Raw genomic sequence first — 16,230 nt, forward strand, 5'->3', positions numbered from 1 at the left:
CTTTTATATGTAATCTAAAATCAGATTGTATAATCGGTAATCATTTGTTGCTCATTTTCAGATACATACCATTGATTCTCGTTGAATTACCTAATTAGGCTCTGTTTATTAAAATACGCTTATTATCATAAAAAAGATATGCCATGCAGACAAGAGCTGCTGAGACATCTGCAATTGGAAAGGCTATCCATAGTCCTTTCAATCCAATAAAATTTGGTAAAATAAGTAAAAGAGGAATCAGGAAAAAGCCTTGTTTGGTTAAGGTAAGGAGTAGAGCAGGAATAGATTTACCAATTGCCTGATAATAAGCAGAACTAATTAACTGTAATGCGATAAGTGGTGTGGCTAAAAAGGTAATTCGCAATGCTGGAACAGTTTCTTTAATCAATTCAGGATCGGAAGAAAAAATTCTAATTATTTGAGGGGTAAAAATCATGATCAACGCAAAAATACAAGAGGAAATAATAGTGCCTGAAAGCATTGAATTTTTCATGGTTAATTTTACTCTTCTCCATGCTTTTGCACCATAATTGTAGCCCACAATAGGCATAGAGCCCTGTGTAATTCCTAAAGCAGGAACATTTACCACCATCATCATCCTGTTGATTATTCCATATACTGCAATACTTGACTCTCCACCATACTTGTAAAGAGAATTATTTAATACTAAGTAAAGCAAACTTACCACTCCTTGCCTGGCAAAAGTCACAGAACCAATAGAAAAGATTTCTCCTGTAATTTTCCAATTCGGAATGAAATCACTTGCCTTGAGCTTAATACCTGTTTTACCCTGAATAAAAAAAACAGCCACATAACTAGCGCTTCCCAGATAGGAGAGGGTGGTGGCCCACGCAGCTCCTTTTATACCCATATCGAAAGTAATGATAAAGAGTGGGTCTAGTATGATATTCACCACCGCAGGTACTATCATCACATACATGGCTACTCTGGGATAGCCGACTGCTCTGATAATACTGTTGGACATCATTGTATAAGCCAAAACAGGAATTCCTAAAAGAATTATACTGAAATAATCTACTGTTGGCTTTAATATATCTCCTTTTGCGCCAAAAGCTGATAGTAAGGGTTCTATGAAAACATAACCCAATATACAAAATGTAACACCTAAAAATAAAGTGAGAGAAAGTTGATTCCCTAATGTTTTGCCTGCCTTTTCAGGTGTTTTAGCGCCTAAAGCACGAGAAATGATGGAGGCACCACCTATACCTATCCCCATTCCTATGGACGAGATGAGAAAAGTAATAGGAAGTACCACAGTAATGGCAGCTATACCCAATGAACCAACAAAGTTCCCAACAAAAATGGTATCAACTATGCCATATACAGATAAAACCAAAATACCAATGGAGGCAGGTATAGCTTGTTTTCTTAATAATAAATTGATTGGCTTATTACCAAATTCGTCAGATGTGCTCATTAAGTATTTGTAAAAACAACTAGTGTAACGCCAGCCTATCAGATAAGTTCTTTGCTGCTATTATAAAAGCTTAGCAAGAATACAATTGACCATAAGATGGTTCGAAGCCAGTTTACCTGAACCAATTTTATGATGTTCTCGGATAAGTCTTTTCCCACTGCTATTTGGTTGTGCAGAGGAACTGCTTGTAAAAACGTTGAAAACCAGATGATTAATATAAGTATAAGCTGTATAGAATTAACCCAGTTGAATTCATGATAGGTTAAATAACATGAGCTAAATAGTTGAGTAGCCATTAAAGGAAGTACTATGAAGGTGATCAGGTGAGTATATTTTTCATGCCAAATAAGAAGTTCTGATGATGAATAATAACTAAATGAGGGGTAAACAATTGTTTGGATTATCCATATTAATATGAGAAGCCCAAAATCACTTAATAGCTTTATAAGTTGAATCATGTTTTTAAATTAAAATTGATTAACATTATTTCTTTTCAGGTGTTTAAAAAAGATGACAAAAAACAGGTTGTATTCGGAAACTTATATGGTTGGGCCTCATAGTGAATGGATTGTGTTTTTGCATGGGGCAGGAGGAAGCACAGCTACATGGAAATATCAGGTAGAACAGTTTAAAGGTAATTATAATCTACTATTAATTGACCTTAGGGATCATGGTCAGTCCAAACAAATAGAACCGTCACATACTAATTATACTTTCGATGTGATTACGGAGGATGTGATGGACGTATTGCAAATGCATTATATCAAAAAAGCGCATTTTATTACGCTATCATTTGGCAGCGTTTTATTACAGGATTTAAGTATAAAATATCCTTCGTTAGTGGCCTCTGCAATATTTGCCGGAGGCATCTTTAAAGCAAATGTATGGATAAAATCGTTTGTGCAAATGGCAAGGTTTTTAAATGTGGTTTTGCCTTACAGCTGGATGTACAATATATTTTCATATCTCTTAATGCCAAAGAAGAGACATCAGCGATCGAGGAAGATTTATAAAATACAAGCACAAAAGCTTACAGCACAAGAGTATATGAAGTGGGTAGGTCTTTATGGAGAATTTTTTGCTTTGCTAAATAGGTTTTTCTATCAAAAAATTAGTTTTCCGGGTTTAGTAATCATGGGTAAGGAAGATTACATTTTTCTAAATGCTGCTCAATCTTTTGTTTGCAACCAAAACCATGTGAACATAGTGGTTATTGATCATGCAGGTCATATTTGTAATATTGATAGTCCTGAAGAATTTAATCAGATAGGGTATAATTTTATCCGGAAGCATTCTTATTTATCAGCTGATTTCCCCACCATTAATGCCCAATAAATAAGCAGTGGATGTATAACTAATAATCGTGCCCACCCAATCCATTCAGCCACACATAATCCACTTTGAATGCAGGAACCTTCCTGTATAAAATATATGTGGGAAGGAATAAAAGCAACCAGCATTAGGATGAGCAGATAGGCAGTTACTTTTCTTATTGCCCGAAAATGAATTGCTATAGCTAAAATTATTTCTGCAATACCACTTATAATATTAATTGTTGGATGATAGGGTAAATAATCAGGTATTAAAGGAAGATAGAAAGATGGGTTGATGAAATGATTAACACCTGCTGCTAAATAAAAGAAAAAAAGAATATAAACCGAACACTTACTTTTAAGCAATCTGGTAAGTTTTAAATTGATGTGCTTCATAAGTCAGGGCAGAGCTGTTTTCTCACCATTTCAGGAGAATGGTTTTATTTGAATCAAAATTAAAGGTAATTATATGTTTTTTTTACCTTTGTTTCGTTAAACTTGCATTTGTCAGGAACTAATACTGATATTTTAGCGATAAAATTTATTGACTTTAATAATTAGGGTTATTTATATCAATATTAAATGAAAAGCTACGTTTGCTAAAATTGGCTATTCAGAACTTATGCGAGTGTATTATAGGCGGGTAGTCGATATAAACACTTTTTTAAGATTGATGGTCAAATTGAAATTCAAAGAACAACTAAAAACTAAATATACATTCATGAAATGAGTATAATCGATAGTCACCACCTGAGGGTGAATATTAATTTTGCGAATTACATGCCATAACTAAAGAACAAATATAGACACATGAATAAAATGAAAAGATTAGCTATTATTTTTTCAGGAGCTTTTTTCCTGTCATCGTTTTCTTTGCTTGCACAATCTGAAGCAGAGGCACAGGAAAGTAATTTAAAAAGCGATTATAGAGGGCTAATAGAGAATAGTGAGACTTTTAAACAATATAAGGTTATTCCTATTGCTGAATTGAACAGTTTTGAAGGTAAACTTTCTGACACTTTGAGCAGGTATCAGAATGAAATTGCCGTAGCTGAAAATGAAGAAAGAGCGGCAAAGAAAACAGCAGATAGCTTGAGAAGTGAAGTTCAGGAGTTAACAACTAATCTGGAGGAAACTCAAAAGTTGGTGGATGGGATTTTTTTCCTGGGTATCCCTATGACTAAGTCAGGTTATAATGCACTTGTTTGGTCAATAGTAGCAATATTGGTGATAGCTCTAGGTGTGGTTTATTACTTATTTTACAATAGCCATAAAGTTACCAGGCAGACAAAGATTGATAAAGCAAGGGTTGATAATGAGTTGGAAGAACTAAGAAAAACCTCACATGAGAAACAAGTGAAGATAAAAAGAGAGTTACAAACAGCCTTAAATAAGCTGGAAGAGCATAATAGATAATTTTTAAAATTTATTTTTAGGAATAAAAAAGCCAGATAATTTATTAAAATATCTGGCTTTTTTTATTATATAAATGTGACAATTATTAGTGTAGCAACAAGAATTCCGATGATTATTAAAAAATTTCTTTTCATAGCTAAAAGTGGTTAAAGTTGATACTCAAAGTTAAGAAATTTTGTTTAATAAATCACAACAATAGTTAAACAGTTTTTTTTAATATTCTGATCTTTTTTCAGGTGCATACTTTACAAAAATATTTATATAGGCACTTCTGGAAAGGCGAAAGGTAATTGGGATAAGTAAAATGGAGGCAGAAATGGATAAAGTTAAAATGAGCCAAAGCTTTGCTATGCCCAAAATGTTAAGGGCTGTAAAAACAGTAATAATCAAAGCTACCTGCATAGCATAACTGATATACATAGCCCCATCGAAAAAAGATGGCTCCGACATGTATCGTAGTCCACAATGACTACAATGCTTAGGCATTTTCTGAAACTTTTTTAAATTATATGCTGGCGATTCAAAGAGATCTCCCTCGTGACATCGGGGGCATTTAAATTTAAAAATACTATATAACTTATTTCCTTTTTTCAATTTGTTTTATGTTTTTATGTGTTTAGCCACCTCCAAAATTTCCCCAAAAGTGTGGTAGGCTGAGGTTTAACTTGTTTTTTATTTACTTCTGTATTAGAGGTTCTCGCTTTTTTAGGCTTATTTTTTTTCTGCTTTTCCTGGGTAGGTTTCAGTATTTTTTCTTTGTAGTAAGCCTCTTTTTTCTTTTTTCTAAGCCTTTCGGCTTCTTCCTGCTTTCTGGCTTCTCTCTTTTTTTCTCTTTCTCTTATCTGTTGAGGAGTAAGTTCTCGCTTTTTCCCTCTTGAGTTATCTTTCAGCCTTCTGTGAGCTTTCTTTTTATTAATATTTGATGACTTGTCCTTTTCGGCAGAGTGTTTTTGCTTTTCCTCTTTGGGTTTAGGCTCAGGTAAATCAATTTTACCCAGCACGTTTAATCCCTTTAATGATATTTTAGGAGCCTTTATTACTATGTCCTCTTCAGTAGAACTAGTGGTTTCAGAGTCTAAAATGTCAGCAACAGTTTTATACCTTTTAGAAGAGGGCTGTACTTCTGAGGTCAACTCATCAATTTTTTCCTTATCATTTTCATCAACTTTTCCTTCAACATGAATGTGTGCTACATCCATGTTGTTTTCTTCTGCAGGTTTATTGTCTTCCTGAGTTTCAGCAGGCTCAAATGATGAATCTTTGCTATTACTGTTTTTATCTTCTGAATGAAGCTCTGAGTGCTCTTGTGTTACAACTGATTGATCTTTCGGTAAAACTTTTTCAACTGATTCATTTGATTCATTTGATTCATTACTTTTTAAAGCTACGTAATCTTTCCCGTTATTTGTTTCATCGTGAGTGGTTGGCTCAACTTCAGCTTTGCCTTTATTGTCTATGTCAGCGTTTTTTTTGGCAGCTTCTTTTTCTTCAACAGGTTTAGTATCAAAATAATCAAAAAGAAGTGAAACAGACTCTTCATCCAGTTTAGTATTTGAATCTTTCTCTACTTCAATTCCTTTTTTACTTAAGAAAGCAATAATATCATCAGTAGTAATTGATAAATTTCTTGCTGCTTGGGCTAATCTCATGGTTTGGTAGGCTATAAATTAATTCAGTAAAAAACAAAGGGAGTATCTTCTGTTAACCCCCTTTGTAAGTGTTTATTCTCCCTGGCCTAATGAAAAGCCTATTTTTCCGTCAAAAGTATATAGGTTCTCTGTTTTTATCACATCAAAGCCACTTTTAACCAGTTGGGACTGAATATCTATTACTTCTTGTGCAGTAATATTTTTATATTCATACTGCCCATTTACTTTTTCAGCAGATTTCGAAATAAATCTTAACCTCCAGTGGTCAGTACAGAAAGTAGATTTCATACCTCCCGGATATACTTTTACACCACGGTTGGTAATCATTTTAAGTTTTAAAACTTCTTTTGAAGCATCAACCAGGCTGTTTCCTAAAGCTTCTGCATCTCTGTTTTTATCATCAATAAACACATCCACGCCCACTAATTCTTTTTTTCGTGGAGCATGCTCAGTATCTTTAATAACAATTCTGGTATCGTCACTATTGAACTCTATTTTAGCGAAGTGCTCAGGATTTTGACCTAATCTTTCAATTACCGCATCAGCAAATTCGCTGGTGTTAAGCTTTTTCTTGCTGATTGAGTCATTATAAATATCGCCCGTGTGCATTCCGTCTTCTATGGTTCTCAACCATGCATTTTGAATGTAGGCAGCTTTTTCAGCTTCACCGAAATACTGGAGCATTTGAATAGCACCATGTAATAAACCTGAAGGGTTAGCAATTCCTTTACCTGCAATATCAGGAGCGGAACCATGAATGGCTTCAAACATAGCATATTCCTGACCAATATTTGAAGAACCTGCCAGGCCTACAGAACCCGAAATTTCTGCAGTAATGTCTGAAACAATATCACCATATAAGTTTGACGTTACTAATACATCATAATCCTGAGGCCTGTTAGCTATTCTTGCAGAAGCTATATCAATAATCTGGCTTTCGGCTTCAATATCAGGGTACTCTTTAGATATTTCTTTAAAAATACTATGGAACAATCCATCAGTAATTTTCATAATATTATCCTTCACTAAGCAAGTAACCTTTTTGCGGTTAAACTTTCTAGCATACTCAAAAGCGTATCTAACGATTTTTTCAGTACCAGGTCTGGATATTAACTTTAAACACTGAGTTACCTCATCAGTCTGCTGATGCTCTATACCTGCATAAAGGTCTTCTTCATTTTCTCTAATCATTACAATATCCATCACCTCATGATTGGTTTTAACATATGGGTGATAGGAAACTGCAGGCCTGACATTCGCAAACAAGCCCAATGATTTTCTGATAGTTACATTTAAACTTTTATAACCTTTTCCCTGAGGCGTGGTAATTGGTGCTTTTAAGATCACCTTTTTTTGATGAATAGCATCCCAAGCATCTTCTGTAATTCCTGAAGTATTGCCGGCTAAAAAGGCTTTTTCTCCAATTTCGATGTGTGTAGCATCAATCTGAACATTGGCAGCTTCCAGTATTTTGAGCGTGGCGTCCATTATTTCAGGACCTATACCATCACCTTTGGCAATTACTATACTCAAAGGTTTTGTAGTACTTGCAGATTCTTTCATGTTATATTATTTGTTTTAGTGATCGCAATTCATGATGTTAAAACTAAATAAATAGCCTCAACTATCTTTTATAAGCCTAAGCAATTAACATTGGATGAAATTATTAATTAGTGTAACAACATTCAACTATCTATCTACGCTTAAATACAGTTTTGGTTCTTCAGTTTACTGGTGCAAAAATACTGTTTAAGGGGTTTGAATCAAAGCTTAAGTTTGAGTATATTATTACAGCTTAATCGATAAGTTTTGCTTGTATGTAAGGTGATTTGAGGCCTATTTTACATTTGATAGCTTACTTCTTTATTTGATAAGAGATTAGAGGGATTTTAACACAAAATTAAATCACATTAAATAAGCTATCACCAGCTAAATTTATATTAAACTAATTCCGGCTCATTTTTATCTTTAGGAAGACATACTCCCGGTGGTAAATCCAAAACAGGATCGTCCGTTCCATTTGACGAGCCACCACCTCCGCCACCTTCATCGTCATCAGAATTATTATTGTTTCTGAAGACCCAGCGAATAAAATAAGATACTAAAAAGGCGGAGCTACATGCTAAAATAATGTAGTCAGGATTTTCGGCAATATATTGGAAGAAAGCTTTCAAGTTATGATTAAAACAATTATGATCTCTGATTAATTCAACTTATACTTTTGTTGTACTAAGTACAACCTATGAAGGTTTGAAATAGCAGAAGGTTTTTTTTATTTCAGTAAACAATTTAAGTAATAGATCGGTATCCATCAATAGTTTTATAAAATAATCCATTATCTAAGTAGATAGGTATATTATTATTTTCCATCAAAATAGATACGTTGGGTAGGATATGCTAAACTTATGTCCTCTTCTTGGTTAAATCTTTCCAGAATCTCTTCCCAAATTATATGTTCTGTTCTTCTTCTTTGCTTGGGTAATGATAGATACCTGATTGTTAACTGAACGCCACTTTCCTTTACTGAAGTATAAATTATTGGTGTAAGATTGCTATAAAAGATCATGAACTTCTTAGAAGCTTCCACTAGTTTTCTTTTGGCAGAAAAGCTTAATTCTTCCGCATGCTTATTCACTATTTCATTCAGTATGGATTTAGCTTTTTTCCAATTGCTTTCAAAGGTTATATTAACAGCTATTTCATTCCATACATGGCTAAACCCCTGGTTATAATTGGCCTGACTTTGGCTAAAAACTTTTCCGTTGGGAATATGGATAATCCTTCCTGTGCTTTGGTCAGAATCTACCCAATTACCTATTTCATTTATGGTGAATTGAAAAAACCGGATATCTATTACATCTCCTGAATTGTCGTCAATTTCTATTCTGTCGCCTACTTCAAAAGGCTTGCGAATCATGATAAACAACCAACCGGCCAGGTTTACAATAGGAACCTGCAAAGCAATGGCTAAACCCGCACTTACAAGTCCTAAAAATGTACCTAATGAGTCAATTCTATCTATCCAAATATTAAGGATAATGAGAATCAGGAGGATGTAGTAAGTGTTTTTTATACTGTTTTTCCACAGATATCGATGTTTCGCATCGTGAAATCTTTTGAAAACAAACTGCAAAGCAAAATACCTGACCAATAGTAAAATCAAAATTGCTACCAGGCTGTAGAAGATTTTGTGTTGAATCGCAGGGCTGATTTGCCAATGGGTTTCTATGTATTCTGAAATATCTTTAATCATGAGAATTTATCAGGTCAATATAAAGATAACCTTTCATTAAATACTGATTTCCTCTTAGAAAGATGTCAGAACCGCTTCAAAACCAATTTACTAACATGGTCTCCAATGGATAGGGAAGAGGTGGCTGCCGGAGAAGGCGCATTACAAACATTAATTGCATTTTCTTCCTCAAGAATTAAAAAATCATCAATTAGCCCACCATTTCTGTCGCATGCCTGAGCTCTTACACCGGCACCTCCGGGAGTTAGGTCGTCTTCGGTAATGTCAGGAAGTAATTTTTGTAAAGCTTTGGTGAAAGCACCTTTAGAAAATGAACGATACATTTCTCCAAATCCTGTTTTCCAATACTTAGAAGCTACTTTTTGAAAGCCTGGCCAAGCCAGAGATTCTCCAAGTTCTACCAGGTTGAAGAGTGTTTTTCTGTATCCTTCCCTTTTAAAAGCTAAAACTGCGTTAGGTCCGGCTTCAATTCCTCCATTGATCATTCTTGTAAAGTGCACGCCCAGAAAAGGAAAATTTGGATCAGGCACCGGATAAACCAAATTCTTAATTAAATATTGCTTCTCAGGCTTGATCATAAAGTATTCACCCCGAAAAGGAATGATTTTCAGGTCTAATTTTTTGGAAGTTAGTCTTGCAATTTTATCTGAATATAAGCCCGCGCAATTCACTATCAGGTCTGCATCAAAACTTGCATTGTGAGTGATGACAGTGCTTACCCCATTTTTTAGCTGTATATCTTCTACCTTTTCCCCAAGTTTAATTTCTCCTCCCAGTTCCTGAAATTTTTCAGCATATTTTAATGAGACAGCAGTATAATCAATAATGCCTGTTTGAGGTACATGTATTCCTGCAATTCCATTAATATAAGGCTCATGTTCGTTGACTTCTTCTCCCGTTAATCTTTTGAGGTTAGTTAATCCATTCTGATTACCTCTTTCTTCAATCATTGTTAGGGTGGGAAGCTCACTTTTATCTGTAGCCACAATTACTTTACCGCATAATTCATAAGGAACGCCTTCATCATCACAGAATTTTAATAATTGGTTATACCCATCAATACAATTTTTAGCTTTTAAACTACCCGGCTTATAATAAACACCAGAATGAATAACTCCACTATTATTACCAGTTTGGTGCTGCGCCAGTTTGCTTTCCTTCTCTAGTAAAAGCACAGATAGCTGAGCGTTTTTCTGCTTAATTTTTAAAGCTGTAGCAAGGCCAACAATCCCTCCGCCAATAATGATGATGTTATGTTTACTCATGGTTGTTAATATTAGTTATTAGGTACTGGTAAATCCGGAGTTATTTTCTGCGATTAGATTATTTCTTAGTTCAGAATTATTTTAGATCTGATGTCTATTGGTTTTGTTGCAAATTCATAATACACTGTCTCACATTTCTGTACTCAATACGCTATATTTCGCACTAATCCACAATTACCAAATAGTAATTTTTCTTTCCTCTCTGTACTAATATATATTTTCCCTGCAATAATTCTAATGCCGGAGTTGCATTTCCATCCTCTACTTTTTCTTTATTGATGCTTACACCGCCACCTTGTATCATTTTTCTTGCTTCACCTTTGGAAGGAAAAATAACCGACTGAGTAGTTTCAGATAGAAAATCAATGAGAGTAGCAGTGTCTTTCAACTCTTTAGAAGAAATAGTTACCTGGGGGACTCCCTCAAAAACAGATAATAAGGTGTCTTCATCAATACTTTGCAATTCTTCAGTAGTTGACTTTCCAAAAAGAATAGAAGATGCTTTCAAAGCCATATCCAAAGCTTCCTGAGAATGTACTCTGATAGTGAGTTCTTCAGCTAAAGCTTTTTGTAAAGTTCTTAGGTGAGGAGCTTCCTTATGTTCAGCCTCCAATGCTTCAATTTCCTCTTTTCCTTTTGTACTAAAAATCCTGATGAAATTACTCATATCCTCATCTGAAGCATTAAGCCAAAATTGATAGAACTTGTAAGGGGATGTCTTTTTAGGATCTAACCATATATTTCCTGACTCAGTCTTGCCAAATTTGGTGCCATCTGCTTTTTTAATAAGTGGGCAGGTTACTGCAAAAGCTTCTCCCTGCTCCATTTTCCTGATCATTTCAGTACCAGTGGTAATATTGCCCCACTGATCCGAACCTCCCATTTGCAGTTTACAGTTTTTAGCTTTGTATAAGTGTAAGAAATCATAGCCTTGCACCAGCTGGTAAGTGAACTCTGTAAAACTCATTCCTTCACTTGATTCTGCTGATAATCTTTTCTTTACAGAATCCTTTGCCATCATGTAGTTAACAGTGATATGCTTTCCAACATCACGGATAAAGCCCAGGAAGCTAAAGTCTTTCATCCAGTCGTAGTTGTTTACCACTTCAGCACTGTTTTTATCAGTAGCATCAAAATTCAGGAAATTCATCACCTGGTTTTTAATAGCCTCTTCATTATGTCTTAAAGTAGCTTCATCCAGCAGGTTCCTCTCCTGTGATTTTCCTGAAGGGTCACCAATCATTCCTGTAGCCCCACCTAGTAATACTATAGGTTTATGGCCGGCATCCTGGAAATGCTTTAGCATCATTATCCCTACTAAATGGCCAATGTGCAATGAATCAGCGGTAGGGTCAATGCCTACATAGGCACTGCTCATTTCTTTTTCAAGTTGTTTTTCTACTCCGGGCATCATATCATGTATCATGCCTCTCCACTGTAATTCTTCAATAAAATTCTTTTGCATATTGGTATCTACTTAATTGTACTGATTAGATTAGGAATGCAAATATAGAAGGCTTGGGAGGATTTTAGTAATAAATTGGTAAGGATTATAATTTTCAAACCTTGCTTTTAATATCGAATCGAACATTATGACTATTAAATTAATAAATGTTTTAAATAGGTATATTGTTTTATATGTTTATAAAGGTTACATTACATTATAATTTCACCAAACCCTACAATATGACACGGACAAAATTTATAAATGAGTGAGGAAAAGAGGCTGAAGCAGCCAAAATCTCCAAGCCCTACACAACTGGCTTAATTGGTTGAAAATTATTTTTAAATTTTAATGTATAAGATTATGAAAAAGTTAATTATTTTTTGGTTCTTTTAGCATTTTTAACGATGTTAAATCTCAATATCCTTCACCGTGTTCTAATCAAAGTAGCACCTACTCTGCTCTTTTATATACAACAGGAGGGACTAAAATATCGCCTTCAAATGCTCAACCAAATACCCAATATGATATTAGAATTATTTATTCTGGTACTTATGCTTCTCCTCTTAATGCAGCGTATTGCATAGTGTTTAGCAATGGATTTACCTCTCAAGCATGTAGGGATGCCGGTGCTGGAAATGCGACAATTCGTATCACAACATCTTCTTCCTTACCTCCATTTGGTATCATAGGAGCTGTTGGTCCAACTGACAATAGTGGAAGTAGCAGTTCCGCTTTAAATTGTACTTGTGCCCAACAACTTATAATTTAATTATCTTAATTTAAAGGGACAAAATGTCCCTTTAAATTATTTACAGAATTTGAAAAATGCAGTGGTTTATTTTCGAAAAATAATGAATTATAAATATCAAATTATATTTATTTTTATTTTCATTTTGCCTAACATGTTACAATGTCAAAAGACTACCAAAAATTGGTTGTTTTTCAACCAATTGCGTTTTGAATTTATTGAAGGAACTGCAAAATTTAATTTTAATAGCCCTTCACTTGCAGAAGATGATAGAACTACTGTTTTTTCTCATCCTCAAACAGGGGAATTGCTACTGTATTTTGACGGTATCAATCTTTGGTCAGGAAATGAATTAAATTTGGTAAAAGAGAATATTAAAATAGGTAGTGGGTTAAGACAAACCAGTCTGATATTGCCATTGAATGAATCTTTTGATAGTTTCTATCTATTTACATGTCAAACTAATTTTGATGATAATGGACTATTAATTTCATCAGATATAACTTACTCTTATATTTCAAGGACTGATGATTCCTATTCAATTGATAGTTTAAACTTAGAACTTGAGTCAAACGTGTCCCCAAATGTTACAGCTTATCCTATCACAAGTGGCAATGGGTTTTGGTTGTTGTTGCATTCTTTTTCAGGTAATGATTTTATAATTTATCAGGTAAATAGTGATGGAGTGTTTTTTCATGATAAGCAATCTAAAGGTTTTTCAATTCCAGATTCAACTCAAAACAGAACAGGTACATTAAATTTCTCGCCTAATGGTAAATATATTGTGAATACACATTGGTCAAGTGATAATTCTTACCGCCCTCCTATAGACTTATTATCTTTTAATGCAGAAGAGGGAAGTTTAGGAACTTATTATCCTCTTAATAAATTCCTGTTTCAATATGTAGCTACTTTCTCCCCAGACAGCAAAAAATTATATGTTTCTGTTTTTGACTCATCTGCAAATAAAGAATTACATTTTATTCAATACAGTTTAGAAGATATTTTAACCAAAGAAAGTTATACTTTTAATCAAGTTGAAGTGAGTACTATTGATGGATACGTTCCCTTTTTTGTTAATAAACATCTTCAAACAGGTTTAGATGGTCGTTTGTATTTTAGTGGGAATAATACAAATAGGCTTTACCGTATTGATAACCCTAACGAATCTATTGAAAATTTAAGGTTTTCTTATATTACTTATCCAGATAACGGATTTAATTTCAAAGCATTTCCTAACTTTATGCAGTATGAATTTGAAGGGTTGACAACTAGCGATAATCCTATTTTAAACTGTAGTGAAGCTAGTATGTACATTATATACCCAAACCCTACAAGTGGAGTTGTAAATATTAAGATTTCAGAGACCTGTTTTAAACCATTTAATCTAACCCTAGTAAGTGCCAACGGGCAAGTGATTTTTAAAGATATGAAATTCCAAACTTCACAAAGTTTCTTGAAACTACCAGATAATGCTTCAGGTGTTTATTTTCTAATTTTTAATAATGGTGTCAAAGTAATTACTAAGAAAATAGTTATAATTTGAAATTTCAAATTATATTGTTTTTTGACAACACTTATTTCTATCTCTTCTAAATATCGTAAGCTAAACTCTTTGCCATTTTAAAGCGTTCATTTTGGAAATGATTTGATAATTCGGCTATATTTGGCAGCTTTTGTGATGAAAACACTGATTTTCATCATTCAATCTGATGCTTTAAAGAAGAATTTTATGCAATATTCGAAAATTATAGGTTTAGGTCATGCAGTGCCGCAAACGATTGTAACCAACGATGATTTATCTAAAATACTGGACACTTCAGATGAGTGGATTACTGAAAGAACAGGTATAAAAGAGAGACGGTTTTTTGATCCTGAAATAGAAGGCTCATTGGCGAAAATGGCTAAAAAAGCTGCTGATATGGCCTTAGAAAGAGCTGGTAAAACTAAAGATGACATAGACTTTGTAATCTTTGCAAGTATTACTCCGGATTATTTCTTCCCAGGTTCCAGCGTACTATTACAACGTGAACTGGAAATGGATACCATTGGCTGTTTGGATATTAGAAATGCTTGCTCTGGTTTTATATACAGCCTTTCAGTAGCAGATCAGTTCATCAAAACCGGAATGTATAAAAATATAATGGTTGTAGGTGGAGAAATCCAGTCCACGGCAATAGATTTAACTGATAGAGGACGTTCTACAGCAGTAATTTTCGGAGATGGAGTAGGGGTGGCTATATTAAGTGCCAGTGAAGAGCAGGGCATTTTATCTACGCATCTGCATGCAGAAGGGAAATATGCAGAGGAGTTATATGTGAAGGATCCCGGAAGTAGCAGAACGAAGGAGGAAAGACAGCCTGAACAGATTTTAGATACTTCTGGGTTTAAAGTTTACATGAATGGAAACATGGTTTTTAAACATGCGGTAGTGCGTTTTCAGGAAGTAATTGAAGAAGCATTGAACCAGAACAACCTTAGTGCTTCAGATATAGATATGTTAATTCCTCATCAAGCCAACCTGAGAATTTCTAAATTCATACAGAGTAAATTAGGCTTGCCAGATGAAAATGTATTCAACAATATTCAGAAATATGGGAATACAACTGCGGCCTCTATACCTATTGCTTTAAGTGAAGCATGGGGGGAGGGAAAAATTAAGGAGGGAGACTTAGTTTGTCTTGCTGCTTTTGGTAGTGGGTTTACCTGGGGATCTGCTTTAATTAGGTGGTAAAATCCAATTTCTCCGGTGAAAGCAATGATTTTACCAGATTTTCTTTAGATTTAAAAAAAACAAACACATAACTATGATTACTAAACAGTATAATCCCAGCCAATTGGAAGTAGAAATTGCACAGGCAATAATGGAATTAGCCCCTCAAATTGAAGCAAAATTGAACTCATGCAAAATTAGTGCGATTGAAGATAGGATTAAAGAAGATAACCCTATGCTTAAAATTAAGTTGGTAGATTCTGATCAGGACGAACACGAAGTGGTTCTTAAGATTATTCAAAAGCCTGATGCAGGTTAATTTTTAACTTTATAAAGTGTGTAACAGGCATTTCTCTATGGCATTATTTTCATTGCAGGAATTAGATATAGCGGAAAATCCTTACATTTTGTTAATTAAGAACAGAATTATGGAGAAAGTGAATGGCTTAATGGGGGAATTGGAGCATGCTATTCACCATGAACTCAATTTAAATAACCATTCGCTTCCAAAAGAGATTAATCTTAATAATGGCAAAATTTCGAGGGGGGAGAATTATAAATATCTTCCCTATGTAATTTTAGATTTCCCTGCATTTTTCACAAGGTACCATATCTTTGCTTTTCGCACAATGTTTTATTGGGGTCATTTTATTTCTTTTACTATTCATCTGCAAGGTAAATACTGTGATTTATTCGGTGATAAGTTAATTAAACAATTCGCTCAGGATCCGGATACTTATTTTAATATCAATTCAACTCCATGGGAATATACCTATGATGATAAAAACTACAAACCTATTACAGCCCTGAGCTTGCAAGAGATAAATTCTCAAATAGAAGAAAATAGTTTTATAAAATTGAGTAAGCAACTTCCCGTTGCGCAACTGGCTGAAGCTGAGCAAACATTAATTCCTTTCCTACATAGCGTTTTAGATAGTATAAAGTAAAACAATTATAATGTGGATGTGTTATTTATGCTAACCTCAAA

The 16,230-nt window shown here is 34.2% G+C and carries 16 protein-coding genes; 6 read left to right on the forward strand and 10 right to left on the reverse strand.

The window, feature by feature from the left end; all coding sequences use genetic code 11:
• Positions 1–94: 94 nt before the first annotated feature.
• Complete coding sequence (locus IEV85_RS07860; protein WP_188461986.1) at positions 95–1,438, reverse strand: MATE family efflux transporter; 1,344 nt, start codon at positions 1,436–1,438, stop codon at positions 95–97.
• A gap of 38 nt (positions 1,439–1,476) precedes the next feature.
• A complete protein-coding gene (locus IEV85_RS07865; protein ID WP_188461988.1) occupies positions 1,477–1,896 on the reverse strand; it encodes a hypothetical protein in 420 nt (139 codons plus the stop codon).
• A gap of 52 nt (positions 1,897–1,948) precedes the next feature.
• Between IEV85_RS07865 and IEV85_RS07870 the strand changes: the two genes are divergently transcribed.
• The gene (locus IEV85_RS07870; RefSeq protein WP_188461990.1) at positions 1,949–2,773 is read left to right on the forward strand and encodes an alpha/beta fold hydrolase; all 825 of its coding nucleotides are present in this window, start codon (positions 1,949–1,951) and stop codon (positions 2,771–2,773) included.
• Here IEV85_RS07870 and IEV85_RS07875 read toward each other — a convergent pair.
• The gene (locus IEV85_RS07875) at positions 2,734–3,117 is read right to left on the reverse strand and encodes a DoxX family protein (protein ID WP_229712532.1); all 384 of its coding nucleotides are present in this window, start codon (positions 3,115–3,117) and stop codon (positions 2,734–2,736) included. The genes IEV85_RS07870 and IEV85_RS07875 overlap by 40 nt on opposite strands.
• A gap of 444 nt (positions 3,118–3,561) precedes the next feature.
• On the opposite strand from IEV85_RS07875, the gene IEV85_RS07880 reads away from it, so the two are divergent.
• Complete coding sequence (locus IEV85_RS07880) at positions 3,562–4,167, forward strand: hypothetical protein (protein ID WP_188461992.1); 606 nt, start codon at positions 3,562–3,564, stop codon at positions 4,165–4,167.
• A gap of 213 nt (positions 4,168–4,380) precedes the next feature.
• Here IEV85_RS07880 and IEV85_RS07885 read toward each other — a convergent pair whose 3' ends face one another.
• The 7 genes from IEV85_RS07885 to tyrS all read right to left on the reverse strand — a co-directional run bounded on the left by IEV85_RS07885 (position 4,381) and on the right by tyrS (position 11,799).
• Entirely contained in the window at positions 4,381–4,761 is a 381-nt protein-coding gene (locus tag IEV85_RS07885; protein ID WP_188461995.1) for a DUF983 domain-containing protein, read from the reverse strand.
• A gap of 14 nt (positions 4,762–4,775) precedes the next feature.
• A complete protein-coding gene (locus IEV85_RS07890) occupies positions 4,776–5,816 on the reverse strand; it encodes a translation initiation factor IF-2 N-terminal domain-containing protein (protein ID WP_188461997.1) in 1,041 nt (346 codons plus the stop codon).
• 72 nt (positions 5,817–5,888) lie between these two features.
• Positions 5,889–7,379, reverse strand: coding sequence for an NADP-dependent isocitrate dehydrogenase (locus tag IEV85_RS07895; RefSeq protein ID WP_188461999.1), 1,491 nt, complete (start codon positions 7,377–7,379; stop codon positions 5,889–5,891).
• Between the two features lie 377 nt (positions 7,380–7,756).
• Positions 7,757–7,990, reverse strand: coding sequence for a hypothetical protein (locus IEV85_RS07900; protein ID WP_188462001.1), 234 nt, complete (start codon positions 7,988–7,990; stop codon positions 7,757–7,759).
• A 185-nt stretch (positions 7,991–8,175) separates the two neighbouring features.
• Entirely contained in the window at positions 8,176–9,069 is an 894-nt protein-coding gene (locus IEV85_RS07905; protein ID WP_188462003.1) for a mechanosensitive ion channel family protein, read from the reverse strand.
• A 65-nt stretch (positions 9,070–9,134) separates the two neighbouring features.
• The gene (lhgO, locus tag IEV85_RS07910; RefSeq protein ID WP_188462005.1) at positions 9,135–10,334 is read right to left on the reverse strand and encodes an L-2-hydroxyglutarate oxidase; all 1,200 of its coding nucleotides are present in this window, start codon (positions 10,332–10,334) and stop codon (positions 9,135–9,137) included.
• 163 nt (positions 10,335–10,497) lie between these two features.
• Complete coding sequence (tyrS, locus tag IEV85_RS07915) at positions 10,498–11,799, reverse strand: tyrosine--tRNA ligase (protein WP_188462007.1); 1,302 nt, start codon at positions 11,797–11,799, stop codon at positions 10,498–10,500.
• An 833-nt stretch (positions 11,800–12,632) separates the two neighbouring features.
• Between tyrS and IEV85_RS07920 the strand changes: the two genes are divergently transcribed.
• The 4 genes from IEV85_RS07920 (at position 12,633) to IEV85_RS07935 (ending at position 16,189) form a co-directional block, all read left to right on the forward strand.
• Positions 12,633–14,075 carry a T9SS type A sorting domain-containing protein gene (locus IEV85_RS07920; RefSeq protein WP_229712534.1) on the forward strand — a complete coding sequence of 481 codons (1,443 nt, stop codon included), beginning with the start codon at positions 12,633–12,635 and terminating at the stop codon, positions 14,073–14,075.
• A 186-nt stretch (positions 14,076–14,261) separates the two neighbouring features.
• A complete protein-coding gene (locus IEV85_RS07925) occupies positions 14,262–15,263 on the forward strand; it encodes a beta-ketoacyl-ACP synthase 3 (protein ID WP_188462011.1) in 1,002 nt (333 codons plus the stop codon).
• 73 nt (positions 15,264–15,336) lie between these two features.
• Entirely contained in the window at positions 15,337–15,561 is a 225-nt protein-coding gene (locus IEV85_RS07930; protein ID WP_188462013.1) for a hypothetical protein, read from the forward strand.
• A gap of 37 nt (positions 15,562–15,598) precedes the next feature.
• On the forward strand, positions 15,599–16,189 hold the full coding sequence (locus IEV85_RS07935; RefSeq protein WP_188462015.1) for a hypothetical protein: 591 nt from the start codon (positions 15,599–15,601) through the stop codon (positions 16,187–16,189).
• The last annotated feature ends 41 nt before the right edge of the window (positions 16,190–16,230 follow it).

The organism is Marivirga lumbricoides, assembly GCF_014636295.1.
Lineage (GTDB): Bacteria > Bacteroidota > Bacteroidia > Cytophagales > Cyclobacteriaceae > Marivirga > Marivirga lumbricoides.

What these genes read in the sequence shown, in the direction of transcription:
- tyrS (WP_188462007.1), bottom strand. Translation starts at nt 11,799, where the DNA reads ATGCAAAAGAATTTTATTGAAGAATTACAGTGGAGAGGCATGATACAT.
- IEV85_RS07870 (WP_188461990.1), top strand. Translation starts at nt 1,949, where the DNA reads ATGACAAAAAACAGGTTGTATTCGGAAACTTATATGGTTGGGCCTCAT.
- IEV85_RS07905 (WP_188462003.1), bottom strand. Translation starts at nt 9,069, where the DNA reads ATGATTAAAGATATTTCAGAATACATAGAAACCCATTGGCAAATCAGC.
- lhgO (WP_188462005.1), bottom strand. Translation starts at nt 10,334, where the DNA reads ATGAGTAAACATAACATCATCATTATTGGCGGAGGGATTGTTGGCCTT.
- IEV85_RS07930 (WP_188462013.1), top strand. Translation starts at nt 15,337, where the DNA reads ATGATTACTAAACAGTATAATCCCAGCCAATTGGAAGTAGAAATTGCA.
- IEV85_RS07865 (WP_188461988.1), bottom strand. Translation starts at nt 1,896, where the DNA reads ATGATTCAACTTATAAAGCTATTAAGTGATTTTGGGCTTCTCATATTA.
- IEV85_RS07860 (WP_188461986.1), bottom strand. Translation starts at nt 1,438, where the DNA reads ATGAGCACATCTGACGAATTTGGTAATAAGCCAATCAATTTATTATTA.
- IEV85_RS07935 (WP_188462015.1), top strand. Translation starts at nt 15,599, where the DNA reads ATGGCATTATTTTCATTGCAGGAATTAGATATAGCGGAAAATCCTTAC.
- IEV85_RS07895 (WP_188461999.1), bottom strand. Translation starts at nt 7,379, where the DNA reads ATGAAAGAATCTGCAAGTACTACAAAACCTTTGAGTATAGTAATTGCC.
- IEV85_RS07925 (WP_188462011.1), top strand. Translation starts at nt 14,262, where the DNA reads ATGCAATATTCGAAAATTATAGGTTTAGGTCATGCAGTGCCGCAAACG.
- IEV85_RS07880 (WP_188461992.1), top strand. Translation starts at nt 3,562, where the DNA reads ATGAATAAAATGAAAAGATTAGCTATTATTTTTTCAGGAGCTTTTTTC.
- IEV85_RS07920 (WP_229712534.1), top strand. Translation starts at nt 12,633, where the DNA reads ATGAATTATAAATATCAAATTATATTTATTTTTATTTTCATTTTGCCT.
- IEV85_RS07890 (WP_188461997.1), bottom strand. Translation starts at nt 5,816, where the DNA reads ATGAGATTAGCCCAAGCAGCAAGAAATTTATCAATTACTACTGATGAT.